Origin of the sequence: Kitasatospora sp. NPDC096204, assembly GCF_044763205.1 — a bacterium.
GTDB lineage: Bacteria > Actinomycetota > Actinomycetes > Streptomycetales > Streptomycetaceae > Kitasatospora.
On record NZ_JBIWFT010000001.1, the window covers coordinates 18457 to 32753 of the forward strand.

Below are 14297 nucleotides of genomic sequence, written 5' to 3' on the forward strand. Positions count from 1 at the left end.
TCGAGGGGCGGCGCATTTCCAGGCGGCGTGTCGCGCTGACCCTTTACTCCTCGTACTCCGCGTCGTCGGGAATCCATGGAAAGTGTGCCCACGGGTGCAGCGGTGACGTGTCCTGTACCGGATCGAAGGCGAGCACGGCGTCGATGAACTCCTGGGGTGGACGATAGTGATGGTCGGCCACATAGTGGGAGATCAAAGTCGGTGCGGCGAAAACAGTCCCCGGCGATCCCGGTACGCGGATCTCTCCGAACCCGTCGCTGTGCTCCCGATTCCCCGGAAGGGGGCCGGGGTTCGCCTCCACGGTGTCACAGGGCGGGCAGAATTCGCAGTGAAACGGGGACATCGTCTCGTTGACGCCCTGTAGTCGCCGAAGCTGCGCGAGCTTTTGGACGAGATCCTCCGACGGTGGCTCCTCGGTGTACGGGTGGCCCGCGGCGAGCCAGCCCACGTTGACTCGTCGGTAATCCGGCTGGAAGTTGACCCAGCCGTATCCCTTGGTCATGTCCGTGAAGACGTCTGGGCGCGATGTGGGAGAGTACCAGCTGAGGTCCTCGTGAAAAGACATACGGATGTTGTACCAGACGGTGTATACCCCAATCGATACTGACTCCTCGTCGGGGAGCCATAGGCGGCGGGCAGCGGCCGCCGTAGCACCCCTTCCGCACAAGGAGAAGGCATGCCCAGGGACATCGCCACGGTCTGCCTGGACGAGACGGCCGCCGACGATGTGACGGCCGCCCTCACCGAGGCCCTCGCCCCCTTCGCGCACGACGCCCAGCCGGTGGACGGCCGCTGGCAGGGCGAATGGGACTGGTGGCACGTCTACGGGGGCGACGGTGAGCGGGGCCTGGCCGTCCGCCCGGGCCATGAGAACGACCCGCGACTGATCCGCAGCCCCATCTGGCTGGACGGCTCCCCGCGCCCGGCACAGCCCGCGCACCGGTGCGACGGCGGACCCCGAGGCCTCCTCGACCTCGACACCGAGCGCACGGCCGCAGCCGTCGCCGCTGCCCGGGAGTGGGACGACTGGTCGGCGTTTGCCGCGCGGTTCCCGCCCGCGCGCTCCCTTCGGGCGATGTCCGAACGCGGCCCGTCGGCTCCCCCCGCCGTCGGCTCGCCCTATCAGGCGTTCAGGGAACAACCGCTCATGCGCGCTCTTGTCGCCTGGCGGCAGTCCGACCCGAACGCCCCGGCATGGACCAGGGACTCGGATCCCGTCTGGCGCTTCGGCGAGAGCCGCGAGCAGTACGCACATCGAGCCGCTGTACGGGTCCAGACCACGAACGTCCTGGTCACCCTCGACGGCCGGTGGACCGACTGCTTCGAGTACGCCCCCACGCCGGAGCAACCGATCGCCGCCGACGCGTACTTCGACTTCGCGGACCGGTACCTCCGCGAACTGCCGGACGACGCCCTCATCGTCCGCGTCCGATTCCATTCGTGACACCGAGCACCAGCGGAGCGGGGCCGCCACCACCGAGGTGGCGGCCCCGCTGTCCTGTCGGCGCGCCGACGGTGTCCTGCCGGCGGTGACAGTGGCCTGTTCGGGCGCTGTCCGTGTGCTGCAAGCGGTGGGCCGCAGCCCCGGGTCGAGACGACCTGCAGGACTACTGACCGGCGAGGCGGCCCTCGCCGGTCAGGGCCTGGGGCGAGCGTGCCCCCGGCCCTACCGGGCGGCCGCCGGGGAGAGCTCCGCGGCGAGCCGGCGCAGCTCGGGGCCGTACTCGGGGTTGGCCAGCGCGGCGGCGAACTGGGCGCGCAGGTACGCGGCGGGGTTGCCGGTGTCGTACCAGGTGCCGGCGATGACCTGCCCGTAGACCGCCCGCCGGGCCGCGTAGGCGTTGATGGCGTCGGTCAGGTAGACCTCGTCCTCGGGCTTCTCGTGCCACCGGAGGGTGAGTTCGCGCAGCTCGTCGACGATGCCGGGGGTGATCACGTAGCCGCCGATCGCCGCGTACGAGGAGGGCGCGTCGGCCGGCTTCGGCTTCTCGACCAGGCCGGTGATCCGCAGCGAGCCGCCGCCCAGGTCCTCCTTCACCACCGGCACGCCGTAGCGGTAGGAATCCTCGGGAGCCATCGGCATCAGCGCGAGCACCGGCGCGTTGGTCTGCTCGTACGCCCGGATCAGCTGCTGTGCGCGGGGGACCTCCGCCACGAAGACGTCGTCGGGCCAGAGCACCAGGCAGGGCTCGTCGCCGAAGTGGCGGGCGGCGTTGAGCACCGGGGTGCCGTTGCCGTACGGGCCGTGCTGGTAGAGGTAGCTGATGTGGCCCTTGCGGGACAGCTCGCCGACCTCCTCGACCGCCGCGGCGAAGGCCGCCTTGCCGTCCCGGCGCAGCTGCTCGACCAGGACGGGGTTGGGGCGGAAGTGTTCCTGGATCAGGCCCTTGTCGCCGTTCACGACGATGGTGATGTCGGTGATGCCGCTCTCGACCAGCTCGCGCACGGTGTGCTCGATCACCGGCTTGTCGCCGACCGGCAGCATCTCCTTCGGCGTGGCCTTGGTCAGCGGCAGGAGGCGGGAGCCGAGGCCCGCGGCGGGGATGACGGCTCGGCGGATCGTCCTGGGGGCCATGTGACGCCCTCTCGTTCGGCGGTGGAGCTGCGCCGGGGGTGACGCGGCGGCACCGCAGACGCTACCAAGAGCCGACGCGGCGTCGAGTGGACCGTTGACGTACGGGAGTTGGCCTCCCGGCGGCGTACGGGAGTCGGCCCCCGGTGGCCGTCCCCGGGTGCCGCACCGGAGTCCCGTCCTCCGCGTTGCGCTGCCCCCGGCCCCGAGGTGTGAACACCCGTCACTTTGTAGCGGCCCATCAGGGGAGCCGGAGGGGAAAATGACACTGGATCTGCGGCGACAGGGGTCGGTCGAGGAGGACATGGTCTTCTTCGCGATGCTGCCGACCCTTGCCGGAGCGTAGGTCGGCGGCCGGCCGGCCGGGCCCTCGCCCGGGCCGGCCCGAGGCCGTCAGCCCTTGTTGCCCGTCTTCAGCACCTGCGCCGCCGCCACGCCTGCCGCGCTGAAGCCGTGCCCGCCGCCCTCGACCTCGGCCGCGACGGCGAGGTCGCCGCGGTAGGCGATGAACCAGCTGTTGTTCGCCTGGCCGCCGGCCTCGACGGTGCCGGTCTTGGCGCCGATCTGCCCGGACAGTCCGGCCATCGGGGTGCGGGCGGTGCCCTGGGTGGCGGTCTTCGCCATCATGGCGCGCAGGTCCCGGGCGACGTCGGCGGGGAGTTTGCCGGGCGCCGTCACCCGCTTCACGTCCTCGCGCAGCACCGGCTGGCGGAACGTTCCGCTCTGCACGGTCGCGGCGACCGAGGCCATCGCCAGCGAGTTGGCCTGGATCCGGCCCTGGCCGATGTACTCGGCCGCGGCCTCGTCCCTGTTCCCCGGCGGCGGGATGGTGACGTCCCGGCTCGGGACGCCGATGTGCCACTCCAGACCGAGACCGAACTGCTCGCGGGCCACCGTGCCCAGCGTGCCGGGCTGGAGCTTCTCCAGGCCCTTGTCGATGAAGCCGGTGTTGCAGGAGTGGGAGAAGTCGTCGGCGAGCGTGTAGGACGGGAAGTCGCCGGGCTCGTCGTTGTGCCAGGCGCGCGGGGAGTTGGTGGTGGCCTTGCACGGCACCACGGTGTCCGGGCTCACCCCGGCCTCCAGCAGGGCGGCCGAGGTGATCACCTTCATCGTCGAGCCGGGCGCCTGGCCGCCGGCGATCGCGCGGTTGAAGCCGCCCTGCGGGGCGTACGCCATCGCCAGGATGAAGCCGGTGCTCGGCTCGACGGCCACCAGCGAGGCCGGATTGCCGTTCGCCGACTGCTGCTTGACGGCGTCCTCGGCCGCCTGCTGGAGGTCGGCGTCCAGGGTGAGCCTGACCTTCGGGGCGGTCGGCGGGGTCAGCACGAACAGCTGCTCCGTCTCCGCGCCGCTGCCGCCCGAGCCCGAGAGCACCACGGCCCGGCCGGGCGCGGTGGTGTCGCCCTCCGGCGGGGTGATCTGGGGGAGGACGGCGCGCAGCGAGGGGAAGGCGTCGAGCGGCCGGCCCTTGCGGTCGGTGGGCTTGGCGACGGCGGTGGGCAGCGCCTTCACCGCGATGGTCCTGCCCGGGGCGAGCTGGGGGTGGATCACCGTGGGCTTCCAGCGCACCACGGGCCGCCCGTCCTGGGAGCGGACGAAACTCAACACGCTGTCGTACTCCCAGGCGTCCGGGATGCCCTCGAACTCCGCCTTCACCCGGAAGCCGAGGGCCGGCTCGCTCGGGGTGTCGGCCGGCGCGCGGCCCGTCCCGGTCAGCGCGAGCGAGCGGGCGCCCACCTGCTCGTCGAACGTGGCCAGTGCGGCGCGGGCGGTCTCCGGGTGGTCCGTGAGGCCGGCCGCGGCGGCGATGTCGCCGCGGCTCCAGGCCGCCAGGAACTCCTTGGCCGCCGCCTCGGCCTGCTCGGCGGTCGGCGGGTCCTGTGGGGCCTTCGCCACGGTGGCGGAGCCCTGGTGGCCGCCGCCGGAGGGGCCGTTGTCCGTCACGGCGTCCAGCACGTTGTAGGCGCCGTAGCCACCGACCGCCAGCAGGGCGGCGAACACCCCGCCGGCCGTCACCATCACGACCCGGCGCGTGGTCGAGCCGCGCCGGCCCCCGCCGGCGCCGTCCCCGTGGCCGTCCAGGCCGTCCAGGTCGTCCAGGCCGTCCAGGCCGTCGAGGTCGTACTCGACGTCGTCGTCGGCGAGCCGGTCGTACTCCTGGTGACCGTTGTGCCTGTCGTCCCTGTGCTCCTCGAACACGCTTCCGTCCCCCCTGCGATCCTTCGTCTGCTGCGGGCCTGTCCCATTCGGCGGATCGGCCCGCGGGCCCGATGCCGGACGAAAGTCCGTTCGGGCGCGGATCAGCCTATGCCGAGACGGGTGAGCGGTCGACAGCCGGGCCGGTCCACCCCTTCAATGCGGCGCGGGCCCGGAAGGTTGCACACGTCTTCGGGCCCGCTTCAGCCCAGCACCGCCGGCGTCGGCCCGTCCGGCCGCACCGTGATGCTGTACGCCGCTCCCGCCGGCCGTGAGCGGAACGCCAGGGGCCCCATCGGCAGCAGGAGGTCCAGCAGCGCCGTGGTCTCGCGCAGCGCGAACCGGGTGCCCAGGCAGGCGCGGGCGCCGAGACCGAACGGGAAGTACGCGCCGAGCTGCCCGGGGCGGTCCGCGCCGGGGGCGAAGCGGTCCGGGTCGAAGCGCTCCGGGTCGGGCCACAGCGCCGGGTCGCGGTGGGTGAGGTAGGGGCAGACCAGCACGTCCGTCCCGGCGGCGACGCGGTGCCCGGCGATGACGTCGTCCTCGACGGCGTGCCGCGGGAGCAGCCAGGCGGAGGGGTAGAGCCGCAGGGTCTCGCTCACCAGCGCCTGCGGATCGGCCGTCCGGGCCCCGGGGTGGCGGTCGAGCAGCAGGAAGAGCCAGGTGAGCGTGGTGGCCGTGGTCTCGTGGCCGGCGACGAGCAGGGTGACCAGCTCGTCACGGATCAGCCGGTCGGTGTACTCGGGGTACCGCTCGCCCGCCTCGACCAGCACCCGGAGCACTCCGGGCTCCTCGGTCGGGCCGGCCGAACGCGCCGCGTCGATCGCCGCGTGGGCCACCGCGTCGATCCGGGCGAGGTCCCCGGCGACGGCGTCCCGGGCGTCCGCCGCGTCGGTCGGCAGTTTCGGCATCGCGGCCACGACCCGCTCCACCGACCGGAGTTCGTGGTCCGTCCGGTCGTCCAGCGGCAGCCCGGTGAGAGCCCGCCAGACGGTGTCCAGGGCGAAGCGGCGCATCTCCTCGCCGAGGTCGAAGGTCTCCCCGGTGCGCCGGTACCCCGCCCAGCGCTCGGCGGTGCGCTGGGCCGCCGCGGCGATCCGCCGCTCGTAGCGGCGCATCCCGGTGCCGGTGAACTGCGACTGCAGCAGCCGCCGTTGACGCTTCCAGGCGTCCCCGGAGGCGGACAGCACGCCGTCCCCGACCAGCATCCGGGCGCGGTGCGAGCGCTTGACGTACCGGTCCGGATGGCGGCCCAGCACGTGCTGCACGGCGGCCGGGTCCGTGACCAGGACGGTCGGCGTCGGGCCGAGCCGGAAGGCGGCGACGCCACCGACGCCGCGCTGGGTGCGGGCCAGCAGGTCGACGAGCTCGGCCTCCTCGGCCCGCCACTGCTCGACGACCTCGGCGGCCAGTTCCGGTACCGGGCGGGTGTCCGTGCTCACGGGGTGTTTCCTTCCGGTCTGCTGACGGTGCGTCCGTGCCGGACCGACTCTATGGCAGGGCGCCCCCGGCCCGGGGTTGCGCCGACCGGGCGGCGGGCGGTGGCCCGGGCGGCGCGGCACCCCGCCGCACGGCACCCGCCCGGGTACCGTGCGGCGGGGCCGACCGGCCCCTTGCTCGCTGCGCGGATGGGAGAACGCATGCCCCGGACCCGGCACTTCGGAGGCGGCCCGACCGGCCGAGCGGTCCGGTGGCTGGTGGCCGCCCTGGTCGTACCGGTCCTGGCAGCCTGTGGCGGCGGCTCCGGCAACAACGGCCAGAACGGCAGCGGCCAGGCCACCAGCCCGCAGCCCGACGACCAGCGGACCAAGGCTCGCGAGACTCAGGCGAGCTTCCAGGAAGCCGGCGCGGTCTCCGCCACCGCGCGGGGCCGGGGTACGAGGGCCGTCGTCACGTTGAGGAGTTCCTCGCCCAAACCGGTCGAGGCCGTCGTCAGCGACGTCACCGACTGCACGCACAACGCCGAGCACGCCACCCCGAGCCAGGCCACGGTGACCGTGACCGCCGACGGCAGCGAACCGCTGGATTTCACCCTCCCGACGTCGAGCGGGACGACTCGACCGATCTGCTACACGGTGGCCATCGGCGGGGAGAGCCGGGAGCTCAAGGCCGAGGGGGAGGTCACCGGTACGGCTTCTCCCAGTCCGGGCGTGCCCACCACCGGCAAGACCGGTCCGACCGGCGGATCGACGAGCCCCGGCGGGAGCGGAACCCCGTACCGGAGCAACGGGGGGACCGGCACCGGGACCGGGAGCACCCCCTGAGCCCTGCCGGGGAGGACCGGCCCGCCGAAGAGGGGGAGCGGCCGGCCGATCCCGAGGAGCGGTCGTCCGACGCCGAGGAGCGGTCGTCCGACGCCGAGGAGCGGCCGGCCGCGAGCCCGTGGAGCGGCTGGATCAGCACGCTCGCGGGCTGGATCGCCCCGACCACCTTCGTCACCGCGCTGCTCTTCTTCTTCGGCTACGCCTACACCGACGCGCTCTACGGCTACTTCGGCATCGACGCCGCGACGATCGGCTTCTCCACCCAGGAGCTGCTCCTGCGCAGTTCCCCGGCGCTCTACCTGCCCGTCGGGGTCGCGCTCAGCGGGGTGCTGGTGGCCGCCCTGGCGTTCCCGCTGGTGTGCGGCGCCGCCCGCCGCGGTGCGGGCGGTTCCCGGGTGCTGCGCCGGGTGTGCGTCGCCGCCGTCCTGCCGATGGTCGCGCTGCTGACGCTCGGCCTGGCGGCGGGGTTCGAGGTCATCCATGCCGGTCCGATGGGCACCCCACTGCTGATCGGCGGCGCGCTGCTGCTCGCCCTGCTGGCGCGGCTGCTGTACGTGCGGGGCACCGACGCGCCGTTCCCCGTGGCGGGCGAGCGGGTGGCGCTGGGCGTCACGGTGGCGATCCTCGCGCTGTGCGCGTACTGGGCGGTCGGCAGCTACGCCCAGCAGAAGGGGGTGGCCGACGCCGAAACGCTCTCCCACAACCTCCAGGCGCGGCCGGCCGTCCTGCTCGACACCTCGGAGCGGCTCGCGCTGGACTGGCCCGGGGTGCGGGAGACGCCGCTGCCGGACGCGGGGGCCGGGTCGCGCTTCCACTACCGCTACGAGGGCCTGCGGCTGCTGGCGCAGTCCGACAACCGGATGTTCCTGATCCCGCGGCGATGGCTCTGGGAGACCGGCAACGTGCTGGTCCTCCCGGTCGACGCCGGCGTCCGGGTGGCCTTCCACGCCGGCTGAGCACCGCCCCGGACACGGCACGGCTGCGCCGCGGCCCGTCCCCCTCGACGGACCGCGGCGCAGCGGCTTCACCGGGTGTCAGAGCACCTTGATCACACCTGCTGCCAGAGCGCGGGCACGATCGGCGGCTCCCAGCCGACCTGGGCGGTGTGGCCCTGGAGGCAGCGGTAGCCGACCCCGTTGTAGGTCACCACGTCACCCGCCTGGTAGGTGGTGCCGGGGGTCCAGGTACCGCCCGGGTCGGTCGGGCCGTTGCCCACCACCAGGGAGAAGCTGGTGCTGTGGGTGGCCGAGCCGGTCCCGGTCAGGGTGATGCTGTAGGTACCGGCGGCGGTCGAGGCGGAGGTGGCGACGGTGAGCGTCGCCGAGCCGCCGGACTGCACCGAGGACGGGTTGAAGGAGACCGTCACGCCGGCCGGGGCGCCCGAGGCGGTCAGGTTGACCGTCTGGGCGGACCCGGAGGTGGTCGAGGTGGCGACCGTCGCGGTGGCGGTCTCACCGGGCTTGACGGTGGCGGTGGTCGGGTTCACCGAGACGGAGAAGTCGTTGGTGGGCGTGCTGCCGCCGACCGAGGTCTTCCAGATGGTGTACGCCACGCCGTCGGCGTTGCGGTTGAGCACCGTCGCGTCGACGTTGGCGGTGGTGTCGCAGGACGAGTGGTAGCAGGAGTCGTAGGAACGGCCGGCGGTGCCGCCCCACTTGGCAGCCTGCGCCGAGGTCTTGGTGTCGCTGGCGCCGGCCGCGTAGCCCGAGGTCGGGATGCCGGCCTGCTGGAAGGAGTAGTCGTCCGAGCGGCCCTGGCCCTCGACGTTCTCCTCCGGCTTGAGGTTCAGCGAGTCCCAGTAGGCCTTCATCGGCGCGGCGGCGGTGGAGTTGAGGTTGTTGATGAAGTAGCCGGCGTTGGTCGAGCCGATCATGTCGAAGTTGTAGTACGCCTTGATCGCGGAGCGCTGGGCGGAGCTCAGCTGGCCGACGTAGGACTGCGAGCCCTGCATGCCCTGCTCCTCGCCGGTCCACCAGGCGAACCGGACGTGCCGGGTCAGGCCGGGGTTCTGCTGGGCGAGCACGAGCGCGTTCTCCAGCAGGGTCGCCGAGCCGGAGCCGTTGTCGTTGATGCCGGGCCCGGCCGAGACGCTGTCCAGGTGGGCGCCGAACATGGTGACCTGGTCGGACGGGCCGCCGGGCCAGTCGGCGATCAGGTTGTTGGACTGGTAGGTGCAGGAGGTGCAGGTCTGCTCGGTGACGCTGTAGCCGGCGGCCTGGAGCTTGCCCTTGATGTACGCCAGCGACTGGCTGTGTCCGGCGCTGCCCGCCCGGCGGTGGCCGCCGTTCTGGTTGGCGATGCTGTTCAGCTGGGACAGGTGGGCCTGGACCCTGGCGACGTCGATGTCGGGTGCGGGCCCGCCGGGGTTGCCCCCGCCGCCGACGGTCAGACCGTACTGGGCGGTGTGGGTGGTGGCGCCGGCGGTGCCGGTGACGGTGATCTGGTACGTCCCGGCCACGGCCGCCGCGGAGGCGGAGAGGGTCAGCGTCGAGGACGAACCGGCCTGCACCGACGAGGGGTTGAAGCTCGCGGTGACGCCGGCGGGCAGGCCGGAGGCGGTCAGGCCGACGGTCTGGGCGGTGCCGGAGGTGACGGCGGTGCTCACGGTCGACGAGGTCGAGGCGCCGGGCTGCACGGAGCCGGAGGCCGGGCCGAGCGAGAGCGAGAAGTCGTTGCTGCCGGACGGCGTGCAGGTCGGGTCACCGCTCTGCGCGGGGACGCTGACGGCGTCCCAGGCGGCCTTGGCCCGGTTGAAGAAGGTGCAGCTCGCGTCCAGGCTCTTCGCCGCCGTCAGGGTGGCGGTGCGGTAGCGCTTGTAGGTCATGCCGCTGGTCTTGAGCAGCATGCCGCCGTAGAAGACCCGGCCGGCGTCCTTGATCCCGATGCCGGTGACGGAGGAGTTGTTGCAGGTGGGGCTGGTGGGCTTGCCGCCGCCGGGGTTGGAGCCCTCGGCGAGCAGGTAGAACCAGTGGTTCAGCGGGCCGGCCGCCGCGTGCTCCTCGGTCTGCGGGATGGACGCCGAGTAGCAGTTGGGGTTGTTGCTCACCAGGGAGGGGTTGTACATGTTGCGGATCGGGCCGTTGCCGACCAGGTTGATCATCTCGCCGACGGTGTAGTCCGGGGAGTCGTAGGGGGCGGGCTCGTTGGCGTAGGCCTCGGTGAGCGCGCCCATGATGTCGCCGGTGGCCTCGCCCAGGCCGGACTCGTTGTTGGCGCCGCCGGGGGTGTACTGGTCGATGCCGTGGCCGAACTCGTGGCCGACGACGTCGATGGCGGCGATCCACTTGTTGGCCTGGCTGTGGCCGATGGAGATGGTCGAGCCGTCCCAGTAGGCGTTGACGTCGCTGAGGCCGACCTTGACCGGCCAGCTGCCGCCGTTGCCGTTGTGCCCGTTGCGCCCCAGCCAGTCGCGGAGCATGTCCCATTCCTTCTGGGCCGCGAACATGGCGTCCCCGCAGCCGGTCTCCTTGCTGGAGGCGCTGCCGGTGCCCCAGGAGTCGCTCGACTTGGAGAACACCTGGCCGGTGCTGTAGTCGGAGCAGGACAGGCCCGGCCGGTTGGGGTCGCGCAGCGAATACGAGCCGCCGGAGCCGGTGGTGCTGATGGTGACCGGGGAGGGGCCGTTCCACTCGCTGTTGACGGTGCCCGCGCGCACGTCGTCGTAGCTGTCGACGACCTCGCCGGTCGCCGCGTCGACGAAGACGTGCAGGCGGCTGGGCGCGGTTTCGGTGCGGCCCTTGAGGACGGTCTCCCAGGCGAGGCGGCTGCTGCCGTCCTTGACCCGGACGACCAGGCGGCGGGACTCCACCGAGTCCACGGCGGCCAGCTCGGTGCGGGCGGTCCGCTCCGCCTGGTCGGCGCCGACCTGCGGGGTGACCGAGCCGCCGACGGGGCCGGGGGCGGCCGACTGGAGGGCGCGGACCTTGCCCTGCCCGTCGGCCAGGACCACCGCGTCACCGCCGACCACCGGCAGGCCGCGGTAGCTGCGCTCGTACGCCACCGAGTACAGCCCGCCCACCCACGGGGTGACGGCCTTGCGCTCGTAGGTCTCGTCGGGGCCCTTGGCCAGGGCGTCCAGCCCGGCCGCGGCCGCGGCGTCGGCCGCGTTCACCGCGGCGGCCAGGGCGCTGGGCGGGGTCGGGGAGGGGGCGGGTGCGGCGCCGGCCGGGCCCGCGGTGGCGGCGATCATGCCGGCCAGTACGGTCAGGGTGGTCGCGGTGGTCAGCAACCGGCCTGCGGAAACTCTGCGTTGCATCGAGGCTCCTCGCATGTGGGGGTCCTCGACCGCGGACGACCAGGGCTGGTGGCGCACCGCAGGGCCGCGTCCGGGGGACGGCCGTGCGGGCCGTCCGCGCTCGGGTGCCCGAACACTCACACGACGTCATGCCCAGGTCAATGCCTGGTGCGCTCACGGCAAGGAGTTGGCAAATTCCGTCAAGGCGGCAGGCCCTCCTTTGCGTCAAGCTGGGGTTTTCCTCAGGTGGTTGAGACCACGTCATGTACGGAGCGGGTGTCGATCGAGTACCGTCCTCGTCATCGGAGTCGTCGGAACCACTGGAATCGTCGGCGGGCCGTGCGAGCGGCCGGGGACGACGCGCCCGGGGAGGCAGCCGTGCAGCGCAACCGTGTGGCCCCCGCGGCGGCGGTGCCGGCACCGCCGACCGGCCGGGGCCAGGAGGCCTGGCGGGAGTTCGGCGCCCGGCTGCGGCACTGGCGGCGCCGGGCCGGTCTCACCCAGGCGCAGCTCGGCGCCGGGATCGGCTACGACCACACCGCGGTCAGCAAGATCGAGCACGGTGCCCGCCGGGTCACCCCCAGGACCGCCGACCGGATCGACGACCTCCTCGGTGCCGCCGGTGAGTTGAGCGCCGCCTGCCAGCGCGCCGAGAGCGCCGAACTCTGCCACGTCAACGCCTTCTCGGCCGCCCTGCTCCGGCCCCCGCTGCCGGGTGGGGCCCCGGCCGGCCCGCCCTCCCCGCTGCCGGCCCCCGCCCCGCTGCGGCTGCCCGACTACGGTCTGCTCTGCCCGCTGCACGGCGCCGAGGGCTGTCCGGTCCCGGAACCCGGGGAACTCGCCGACCTGCACGCCGAGTTCTGCGCCCCCGAGACGCCCGACGGCCGGGCCGCCGCCCGCCCGCTGGACGCCGTCACCGCGCACGCCCTGACCGGGCTGCTCGCCGCCCACCTGCGCTCCGGCGAGACCGGCGACCGGCCGGGCCTGGCCGCCGCCGTCGAGCGCACCCTGCGCGCGGTGCTCGCCCGGCTGGCCACCGCCCCCGCCGCGCAGCGCGGCCCGCTGGTCCGGCTGGCCGCCGAGCACGCCCACGCGGCCGGCGCGCTGCGGATGCAGGACGGCCGCAACGCCACCGCGATGGCCAGCTACGACCGCGCCCTCACCTGGGCCGGGCTGGCCGCGGACCAGGCCACCCAGGTCGGCACGCTCAGCGACATGAGCATCCTGGCCCGGCTGGACGGGGACCCGGTCGCCGCCCTCGGCTACGCCCGCGAGATCGAGCAGGTCGCGCCGGGCCGGCACTGGGCCGGGGCGATGGGCCGGATCAGCCGGGCCCGGGCGTACGCGCTCACCGGCGACGTGCGGGCGACCGTCCGTCAGATCGGCCTGGCCCGGGCGCACCTGGATCACATCGGCGCGCAGGACGAGGTCGACGTGCCCTGGCTCTCCATTGCCTCGATGCGGATGCGGGTCGAGTCCGCCGCGGCCGCCGCGCTGCGCGACCTCGCCGCGGCCACCGACGACCCCCGGCTGGCCCGCCGGGCGCTGGACGCCACCGAGACCGCGCTCGGCCTGCTCGGCCCGGACCAACTTCCCTCCAGCCGCCTCCTCTTCATCGTCCGGGCGGCGGACTGCCACGTCTGCGCGCACGACCCGGCGACGGCCGTCGACCTGCTCGGCCCGGCCCTGGAGGCGACCGGCGCGACGGCCCTGCCCGCGCTGGTCGAGTACGAACTGCGCGGTCTGCGCGATCGTCTCGCGGCGCACGCGCCCCGCGCCGCACACCGGTTGGCGGAGCCGGCCCGCTCCTGACCCGGCGGAGCTCAGGAAGCACCCGGCGGCGGTCGCCGTCCCGTGGCCGGATCGGGAGCCGCGCGCGGCGGCGCGGGAGGGGGCGCACCAGCGCCCGGAACACCGCACAGCGGTTCTGTCACACCGTCAACTCTCGCTTGTTCTCGAAAATGCGCCCCTTTCGCGCCGTACAAACGTCAACTTCGCGAGCGTATAGTCCGCCGATCGGGTCATTCATGGAGTTAACACGTCGAATGACTGTCACGGCGCGTGTCTGCCGCTAGAGTCTCTGACGTTTCCAGTCGTTAGTCCGCGAAGAACGGGGGGCGCGTGCTGTCAGCCATTGCCCGCCGGCTCGCCCATCCGCTCCTGCTCCTGGGTGTGCTGTGCACGGCCGTCGCGACCCTGCACTTCCACTGGGCGCCGGACCGGGTCTCCCCGCTCTTCCTGGTCGCCGTCCTCGGATATCTGGCGGTCCTGGAACGGGTGATCCCGTACCGGATCGACTGGCACCCGAGCCGACGTGAACTCGGCTGGTACAGCGTCTACTTCGTGCTGAGCATGGTCGGCGGGGCACTGGCCCAGGGGCTGGTGGCGACGCTGGTGGAGGTGCTCGGCCCGGCCCACCCGGCGCTGCCGTTCGCGATGGAGATCCCACTCGCGCTGCTGGTCGGATCGCTCGGCGACTACCTCGTGCACCGCTGGTCCCACCGCAACCGGTGGCTCTGGCGGCTGCACGGGGTGCACCACGTCCCGGACAAGGTGAACGTCGCGAACAACGGCGTGAATCATTTCCTGGACGTGCTCGTCGCGCAGTCCGTGGTTCAACTGTCGCTGGCGCTGATCGGATTCTCGCCGGATTCAGTGTTCGTGGTCGGAATATTCGTCCTGGCTCAGGGGTATTTCGTCCACGCCAACATCGAAGTCCGCATCGGTCCGCTCGGCCACGTCCTGGCCGGGCCGGAACTCCACCGCCTGCACCACAGCACCGACCTCGCCGAAGCCGGCCACTACGCCTCCGACCTCTCGCTCTGGGACCACGTGTTCGGGAGCTTCACCTGGCGGCCCGGCAGAGTGCCGAAGGCCGTCGGCCTCACCGACCCGGCCGCGTTCCCCGCCACCGGTGAACTCGGCGCCACCCTGCTGCACCCCTGGCGCCGGGCGAAGACCACCGAGCAGTCCGTCTGAACTCCGGCCCCCGAGAGGCCGCTCCCACTTGCCCGTGTCCCCGGCGCCACGC

General features: G+C 73.1%; 10 protein-coding genes. 5 read left to right on the plus strand and 5 right to left on the minus strand.

What is annotated here, in order from left to right; all coding sequences use genetic code 11:
* Positions 1 to 43: 43 nt before the first annotated feature.
* The gene (locus ACIQ87_RS00040; protein WP_402399094.1) at positions 44 to 502 is read right to left on the minus strand and encodes a hypothetical protein; all 459 of its coding nucleotides are present in this window, start codon (positions 500 to 502) and stop codon (positions 44 to 46) included.
* Between the two features lie 174 nt (positions 503 to 676).
* Here ACIQ87_RS00040 and ACIQ87_RS00045 point away from each other — a divergent pair, with 174 nt between their 5' ends.
* The gene (locus ACIQ87_RS00045) at positions 677 to 1444 is read left to right on the plus strand and encodes a hypothetical protein (protein ID WP_402399097.1); all 768 of its coding nucleotides are present in this window, start codon (positions 677 to 679) and stop codon (positions 1442 to 1444) included.
* Between the two features lie 222 nt (positions 1445 to 1666).
* Here ACIQ87_RS00045 and ACIQ87_RS00050 read toward each other — a convergent pair whose 3' ends face one another.
* The 3 genes from ACIQ87_RS00050 to ACIQ87_RS00060 form a co-directional block, all read right to left on the minus strand.
* Positions 1667 to 2575, minus strand: coding sequence for a UTP--glucose-1-phosphate uridylyltransferase (locus ACIQ87_RS00050; protein WP_402399100.1), 909 nt, complete (start codon positions 2573 to 2575; stop codon positions 1667 to 1669).
* A 390-nt stretch (positions 2576 to 2965) separates the two neighbouring features.
* Entirely contained in the window at positions 2966 to 4771 is a 1806-nt protein-coding gene (locus ACIQ87_RS00055) for a penicillin-binding transpeptidase domain-containing protein (RefSeq protein WP_402399103.1), read from the minus strand.
* Between the two features lie 200 nt (positions 4772 to 4971).
* Positions 4972 to 6210: a cytochrome P450 gene (locus tag ACIQ87_RS00060; protein WP_402399106.1), complete on the minus strand. Its 1239-nt coding sequence runs from the start codon at positions 6208 to 6210 to the stop codon at positions 4972 to 4974.
* Positions 6211 to 6408: 198 nt separating this feature from the next.
* On the opposite strand from ACIQ87_RS00060, the gene ACIQ87_RS00065 reads away from it, so the two are divergent.
* Complete coding sequence (locus ACIQ87_RS00065; RefSeq protein WP_402399109.1) at positions 6409 to 7032, plus strand: hypothetical protein; 624 nt, start codon at positions 6409 to 6411, stop codon at positions 7030 to 7032.
* 326 nt (positions 7033 to 7358) lie between these two features.
* A complete protein-coding gene (locus ACIQ87_RS00070; RefSeq protein ID WP_402399112.1) occupies positions 7359 to 7988 on the plus strand; it encodes a hypothetical protein in 630 nt (209 codons plus the stop codon).
* 92 nt (positions 7989 to 8080) lie between these two features.
* Here ACIQ87_RS00070 and ACIQ87_RS00075 read toward each other — a convergent pair whose 3' ends face one another.
* Positions 8081 to 11287, minus strand: coding sequence for a M28 family peptidase (locus ACIQ87_RS00075; protein WP_402399114.1), 3207 nt, complete (start codon positions 11285 to 11287; stop codon positions 8081 to 8083).
* 357 nt (positions 11288 to 11644) lie between these two features.
* Between ACIQ87_RS00075 and ACIQ87_RS00080 the strand changes: the two genes are divergently transcribed.
* Together ACIQ87_RS00080 and ACIQ87_RS00085 are read left to right on the plus strand one after the other, a co-directional pair.
* Positions 11645 to 13078, plus strand: a complete 1434-nt coding sequence (locus tag ACIQ87_RS00080) for a helix-turn-helix domain-containing protein (protein WP_402399117.1) — start codon at positions 11645 to 11647, stop codon at positions 13076 to 13078.
* Positions 13079 to 13387: 309 nt separating this feature from the next.
* Positions 13388 to 14245, plus strand: a complete 858-nt coding sequence (locus ACIQ87_RS00085) for a sterol desaturase family protein (RefSeq protein ID WP_402399120.1) — start codon at positions 13388 to 13390, stop codon at positions 14243 to 14245.
* Positions 14246 to 14297 lie beyond the last annotated feature (52 nt).